The sequence below is a fragment of the Haliscomenobacter sp. genome (genome assembly GCF_040403615.1).
In the GTDB taxonomy this organism is placed as follows: Bacteria; Bacteroidota; Bacteroidia; order Chitinophagales; family Saprospiraceae; genus Haliscomenobacter.
The window spans coordinates 1-6,202 of the sequence record NZ_JBBAKG010000187.1; the positions used below are offsets into that span (position 1 = coordinate 1).

5 protein-coding genes are annotated in these 6,202 nt (G+C 45.9%); 2 read left to right on the forward strand and 3 right to left on the reverse strand.

The features are described 5' to 3' along the window. A partial coding sequence (locus ABW391_RS28185; protein WP_353485247.1) for a peroxiredoxin family protein occupies positions 1-1,199 on the forward strand: 1,199 nt, incomplete at its 5' end. 45 nt (positions 1,200-1,244) lie between these two features. Here ABW391_RS28185 and ABW391_RS28190 read toward each other — a convergent pair. From ABW391_RS28190 to ABW391_RS28200, 3 genes are all read right to left on the reverse strand, one after another. Beyond that, a complete protein-coding gene (locus ABW391_RS28190; RefSeq protein WP_353485248.1) occupies positions 1,245-1,586 on the reverse strand; it encodes a XisI protein in 342 nt (113 codons plus the stop codon). 434 nt (positions 1,587-2,020) lie between these two features. Then, the gene (locus tag ABW391_RS28195) at positions 2,021-4,357 is read right to left on the reverse strand and encodes an SUMF1/EgtB/PvdO family nonheme iron enzyme (RefSeq protein WP_353485249.1); all 2,337 of its coding nucleotides are present in this window, start codon (positions 4,355-4,357) and stop codon (positions 2,021-2,023) included. A gap of 190 nt (positions 4,358-4,547) precedes the next feature. Next, positions 4,548-5,576 carry a LuxE/PaaK family acyltransferase gene (locus tag ABW391_RS28200; protein WP_353485250.1) on the reverse strand — a complete coding sequence of 343 codons (1,029 nt, stop codon included), beginning with the start codon at positions 5,574-5,576 and terminating at the stop codon, positions 4,548-4,550. Between the two features lie 106 nt (positions 5,577-5,682). Here ABW391_RS28200 and ABW391_RS28205 point away from each other — a divergent pair, with 106 nt between their 5' ends. Beyond that, positions 5,683-6,195, forward strand: a complete 513-nt coding sequence (locus ABW391_RS28205) for a hypothetical protein (protein ID WP_353485251.1) — start codon at positions 5,683-5,685, stop codon at positions 6,193-6,195. Positions 6,196-6,202: the final 7 nt, after the last annotated feature.

Here is a 6,202-nt window from a genome sequence, read left to right on the forward strand (position 1 = left end):
AAAACATCCAATGCAAATTGCAGGGCAAAATTATCGGACGAGATTCAAAGTACCTCATCTTACTCAAGGCAACCGAAGATCCACGTTTTGCTGGCATCAAAATTCCCATTGAAAAAAACGTTTTCAGCTATGAACTAGAAGTCCCATTTGTTGAGAAGTATAAATTGATTTTTGGAGATGAATTTGAAGATGGAGCGTGGAAACCAATCGCCTTTTTCGCAGAAAATTGCAGCGTTAATTTCATGTTACATTCACTCGAAGATTTTGATAAAAACACAATAACTGGTAGCGTGTTGACCCAAAAGATGAAGGATTTTGAACAACAAGTAAGGAGCAAATTTTATGTTCAATACAAACCATTTCAAGCAATTCTTGATTCATTAGAGGAATCCAACAACTATTGGAGTGAAAACGCAAAACAACTTCAGGCGCAACTCCGAAATAAGCCCACTGAAAATGAACGATATAAGTTGTTAGCAGCGCTTGAGGAGTTAAGCATAAGTGGAGAAATGTGGACTCCTATGGCTTTGATCCAAATGCACAAAAGGGATTCAATCAGTAAAATTCGGCTAGATTGGCAATACGAATACATTCAACGAAATCCTGATGTTTTTTCCTATTCCCTACTTTGGACGTTGTTTGATGACATTTCTAGCGGCGACAAAAACATCAACCTTGCCGCTCTTATTGAAATGTACCAAAAGTTCTCCAAATTGTACCCCACCCATCCCTACACCAATACAATTGCAGAAATGCTAAATGCCATCCAAACCATCAAGGTGGGTAACCATTTTCTTGATTTTTCTGCCCCGACCATTGAAGGTGAAGTGATAAAAATCTCAGAACAAATAAAAGGAAAAGTGGCCCTGATCGATATGTGGGCTTCCTGGTGTGGCCCCTGCCGTGGCTTGAGCAAAAGCATAATTCCCATTTATGAAAAATACAAAGACAAGGGATTCACCATTGTTGGCATCGCCAGAGAGTTCAAGACCACCAATCAGTTTAAAACCGCAGTTAAAAAAGACAAATACCCCTGGCTAAATTTAATCGAGTTGGACGACAAAAATGGCATTTGGAACAAATACAATATAAACAAGGGTGGCGGAAATACCTATTTGGTGGATTCAAATGGAATCATTTTGGCGATTCACCCGAAGGCAGAAGAGCTTGAAAAAATTCTTGAGGGTATGTTGAAGTGACTCCCGACTTGATGCCGCAGGTAACAGAAGGATGAGCTCCTATATTCACCCCAGCGCAAAGTCAGGAATCAATTCCCGTCTGGCCGGAGCATGAAAAGCCAGTACAATGTCTCCTTTGGGTACGCCCTTGTCGAGCAGCCATTGGGCTAGTACCAGATCGGTGCCATCGTGCTGAATCCAAATTTTGCCATCTGGCTTGACGTCGAGGTGTACAAAAGGAAGGTATTCGCGTTTATTGTTGTACCAACCCACTGAAAAAAGCACAAAATGCCCCCGCTCCAAATCCATGATCAGTTGGGTCTCCGATGATTCATCAGAAGGGGTCATGTCTGCTACTTCCTGAACAATCTCCCCTACTATTTTTTTGTACGTGCTTACTTTATCCATTGTAGAATTTTGGGTTGGTTTTGACACTATCTTTTGATTATAAATATTTTACGTTTATTTTTTAACCTCCGGCTTCTGGCAGGGAGGGCTACAATTAGGACACAGAAATGCATTGCTGGCAAGATTGTGCTGGTGATTACCAACCCCCAAGCCCCTGGAAGGGGAGAAAAGCTTACGTTAGGTCAATATTCTACCTTTTTTGAGCAAAAGTAAGATTTTCACTTACCGAAAATCTGCTCCTCATCCAGGGGCTTGGGGGTTGGTAACTTGCGTAAAACATTGCATTGCAACAACAATTTTATGCATTTGCCCTACCGCTATCGCCGTAGCCCACTTCCCGCAATTGCCTCGCTTTGAGGCTCGCTTATGGCCGGAGTTGGCCTATTGCGGACATTTTTCAGCTCAACAGAAAGCCACATGGCAAACCTCAGCAACTAGAGCGCAAGACGAAAGCCAACATAGGTGTTGCGAAACGTCGGCGCGCGGTAGTTGCGAAGCGATACACGACAATACCTGGCGGTGCTGTACCAGCTCCCGCCTCGAAGCATGCGGTAAGAGCCAGAAACAGCCCCTGTAGGATTCGTTTGCGCAGTGCTTGAATAAGTACACTTCAAGTCTTGACACCATTCAATCACATTGCCAATCATATCGTACAAACCCAGCTCATTGGCTCTTTTCTGGCCTACCTGATGGGTTTTGCCGCTGGAGTTGTCATCGTACCAGGCCACTTCGGCCAGGGCATTGCTGCCTGCGTAGGTGTAGCCAGCGCTCTGATTTCCGCCACGCGCGGCGTATTCCCATTCCGCTTCAGTGGGTAGGCGGTACTTTTTAACCGTTTTGGCGTTCAGGATTTTGAGAAATTCCTGAATGTCGTTCCAGCTAACATCATCCACTGGACATTGGTCACAGCCTTTAAAAGACAGCTCTTCAGGGTCTTTCCCCATTACTGCCCGCCATTGCGCCTGGGTTACCTCGTACTTGCCAATAGAAAAATCGCTGAGGCTGACGCTGTGCTGGGGTTTTTCGTCATTTTCAGCGTCATTATCCTTATCAGGGCTACCCATAATAAAAGTCCCTCCCTTAACCAGTAACATTTGCCTGCGAAAAGGGTCTTTACTGATGCCCGTGGGTGTAGATTTAACCTCTGTAAGAAGTTCTTGACTAGCTATTTCAGGAGGCGTTTTATCTAAATATTTTTTTTCTAATGTGTTTGTTTCTTGTTTAACCGTGACGAGTGGCTCAGTCTTTTTATCATGAAAAGAGGAGTTGGTTTTATCAGTGAAAGTAGAGTTAGTTTTATCGGTAGAAGAGTTTTGCTTTTCTTGAATCGTTAACGTGTTCGGGAGGCCTTCTTCGCTAGTGCTAGGGGTGGTGGTTCTGATTTTGGGTGTGGGCTTAATAGAAATTTGTTTTGTATTGTTTGTAACGAAGCGGTTTTCAATTTGCTGCAACACCACTTTTTGTTCCTCCATAGGCAAAGTTTTGGCTGCTTCCAAAACCTGCGTCAAGCGCCGAGCATCCGGGAAATCGGTCAGATAGCGCTGTATATTTAGTGCAGAGGGTTCTTTCTGGATGGCTTGTACCGCTTCCCATTCCAACACTTTTATTTTTTCCAAAACCGGCTCATTGAACTCGCCCTTATCGGCGTACAATTGCTGGTATTCCCGCAAATCGGGCAATTCATTGCTCTTTGCGGCCTTGTAGTAATAGGCTTTTTCGATTTTGGGGTGTTTGATTCCCTCTGGCACCTTGGCCTCATACGCATCGATGAAGGATTGATAAGCTTCGGGAGTGTCCTTCCAGGTGGTGGCCCACCAATCCCGCGTCATTTTGGGTGTAAAAGCAAACGTAGCAGAGGAGGCAAAAACCAAAAACGCCAAAAACAAGGCCGCGATGCGCTGGGTGCGGCCATTGAGCCAATTGCCCCCGCTGAAGTTTTCAGATTCTACATTGACCGATTCCTTTTTCATGTTAAAGTTAGGCAGGGCATCTGGCCCCATCACAAAAGACGGCCCAGCCGATTTCAGGGGGACTTCCTCCACGTCGCTGTGCTGGCTGGCTGTTACTACGGTCACGGTTTCCAGCACCGACACATCGCGGGGCACGTATTCTTTGGTGTTTTGGTCAAATTCCAGCAGCGATACTTTCACCAGCAACTGGTGCTGGCCTTCCAGCAGGGGCGTTACCCGAAACAACCATTGCGTGTAGCCGGTAGGCCGCACTTTCTGGTCTTTGGCATTGAGGGGCATGATGTCAAACACCCGGCCTTCGGTGTCCAGCAGTTCGGCGCTCATGCGCTCCGACACCTCTACTTTTTCCTTCATTCGAACATCCCCATCGATGATGATGTCTTCCAGAATGGCGTCTTCGTCAATGGCTATACGGATGGTGCAAATGCTGGCTTTTTGCAGGGGCATGCTGTGCGGCACTCGGTACAGTACACTGCCCGTTTGGGGGCTATTGCTGGAGGATGTGGAGGCAGCAGTGGCGGGAAGATCAAAGTCTGTGGTTTCGAGTTCAGGGATAAAATTGATGAAGGAATCTACGATGATGGCCAGGCGGCGGGCGTAATCTTCCTGGCTGATCAGGCCTTTCATGCGGTCTTTGTTCAGCTGTTGGAGCTGTGCCTGCATGGCCAGGATCAGTTTATGCTTTTCGCCCCTTTCAGGTAAGAGTTCTTTGCACAATTTGAGTCCTGCTGGCAGGTCATCGTTGGCCAGCAATAGATTCAATTCTCGGTGTAGGGAGGAGATGGGTTGGGCCAAAGGCATAGCTGTTGTCGTTTTACCCACAGGGTCTTTGATATTAAAATAGTCTGCGGATAAAGATATGAATTTTTTGAATTGGAATGGCTAAGCTACATATCTACTAAATGAATTTTAAATCCTTCCAGAATTTTTTTGTTGAGTTCAAGCAAAAATTGCGCTTTGCAATGTTGGTATTAACGATGAATCAATTTTTTCAACGCTCCCCATCTCTCATTTCCACCAATAGATTGCAGCCCCGTATATCTTCGGCATCCAATCTGCCCAGCACTTCAAAAGAACCGTCTGCGAAAATCTTTCCCAGGTCATCCGTTGCAATGAATGAAATGGTATCGAGGTTCGCCAGATCGATAATGTTCAGCGCTCCGGTACGGCCTGCGGCCATGGGTTGAAAGGGGTCGGTCACTTCCCGAGTCCAAACCCGGAGGGTTGGAGCGGCTTGAAAAATACCTTCACCCTGAGAGTAAGCTTGGGACAATAGCTCCGTCATCCCATATTCCGAGTGAATGTGTTTCACCTTGAGTCCTTTGGTAAGGATCTCATGCAATTCCGTACGGGTAAGTTCCCTTCGACGGCCTTTCATCCCGCCAGTTTCCATCACGATCAATTCCGGAAAATCCACCCCACCTTCTTCGGCCAAATCCCAGAGGGCAAAACTCACCCCAATCAACAGGGTTGGAATTTTTTGCTGGGCACATTCCGCCAGGGTTTTGCGCAAATCATCGTGGTTGTAGAGGTAAAATCCACTCTGCGGATACCTAGAAATTTGTACAAATTGCTCGGCCATATACACAAGTGAGGAGCCACTGCGTTCGAGGTAAGCGGGTAAAAGTGCCAGTACACAATATTCTTGCAATGGCCCGTAAAATGTTTCAAAACCGCGGCGGGTGTTTTGGGTATAATCTTCGAGGCTGCGTACCGCGTGGGTGCTGGTTTCCGTCCCGGTAGTGCCGCTACTGGAAAAGGTGGCTTCGCTTGGCCATTCACCGGTTTTTATTTGGTATTGCTTAAAGAGTTGAATCGGTAAACAAGGAATGTCTTCCAAACGTTGAATGTTGGTAGGTTCAATGTGCAGCAAATCCAGATATCGGGCATAAAGCGGATTGAACCGGGCTTGAAACCGAAACACTTGAAGCGCAAGCATTTCGAAGCTATCAGGGTCTACTTTTTGAATGAGTTCATGCAGATGACTCCTAGCCGACTGAAATAACATTTCCTGTTTCAATAAAAAGTAGTATTTTTTGTTCAAAATTGTGGCTTGCTGCCCGTTTTTTCCTGAGCTTCGGGGAAACAATAAAAAAACGGTGTTCAACTGGTCAAAATTAGCAATTATGATGAAAACGTTTGAATATTTCCTTTGCGCGCTGCTGGTCTTGCTGCTGGTAACTACTTGCTCCAAACCACCAGAATTCCCTGCTGAGCCGATAATCAAGTTCATCGGCATCAGTCATGCCGCAATTGACCAAAGCCGAGGCGGTGGCATCAAATTGGATACGATTGAAGTGCGTTTTTCGTTCACGGATGGCGACGGAAATTTGGGCAGCAAAGACAGCACCAACATTTCCCTGATTGACAGCCGTGACAAGTTTGAGCACTCTTTTAAAGTGAATCCGATACCACAATTGGGTTCGGGCAATGGCATTCAAGGAGAGATTTCCATAAAATTGACCAATAGCCCCGATACCAAATATTTTTGTTGTACTTTTCCCAACACCCGTCTGACTTGTATTGCAAGCACAAAATTCCCTACGGACACGTTGTCCTACTTCATCCGCATTCGGGATCGCTCCGGCAAATGGAGCAATACGATCAAAACCGACAGGATAACCATTTTTTGTAAATAGACTTGCC

Coding starts and splice junctions, on each gene's coding strand:
- ABW391_RS28190 (WP_353485248.1), bottom strand. CDS start 1,586: ATGGATAAAGTAAGCACGTACAAAAAAATAGTAGGGGAGATTGTTCAG.
- ABW391_RS28195 (WP_353485249.1), bottom strand. CDS start 4,357: ATGCCTTTGGCCCAACCCATCTCCTCCCTACACCGAGAATTGAATCTA.
- ABW391_RS28205 (WP_353485251.1), top strand. CDS start 5,683: ATGATGAAAACGTTTGAATATTTCCTTTGCGCGCTGCTGGTCTTGCTG.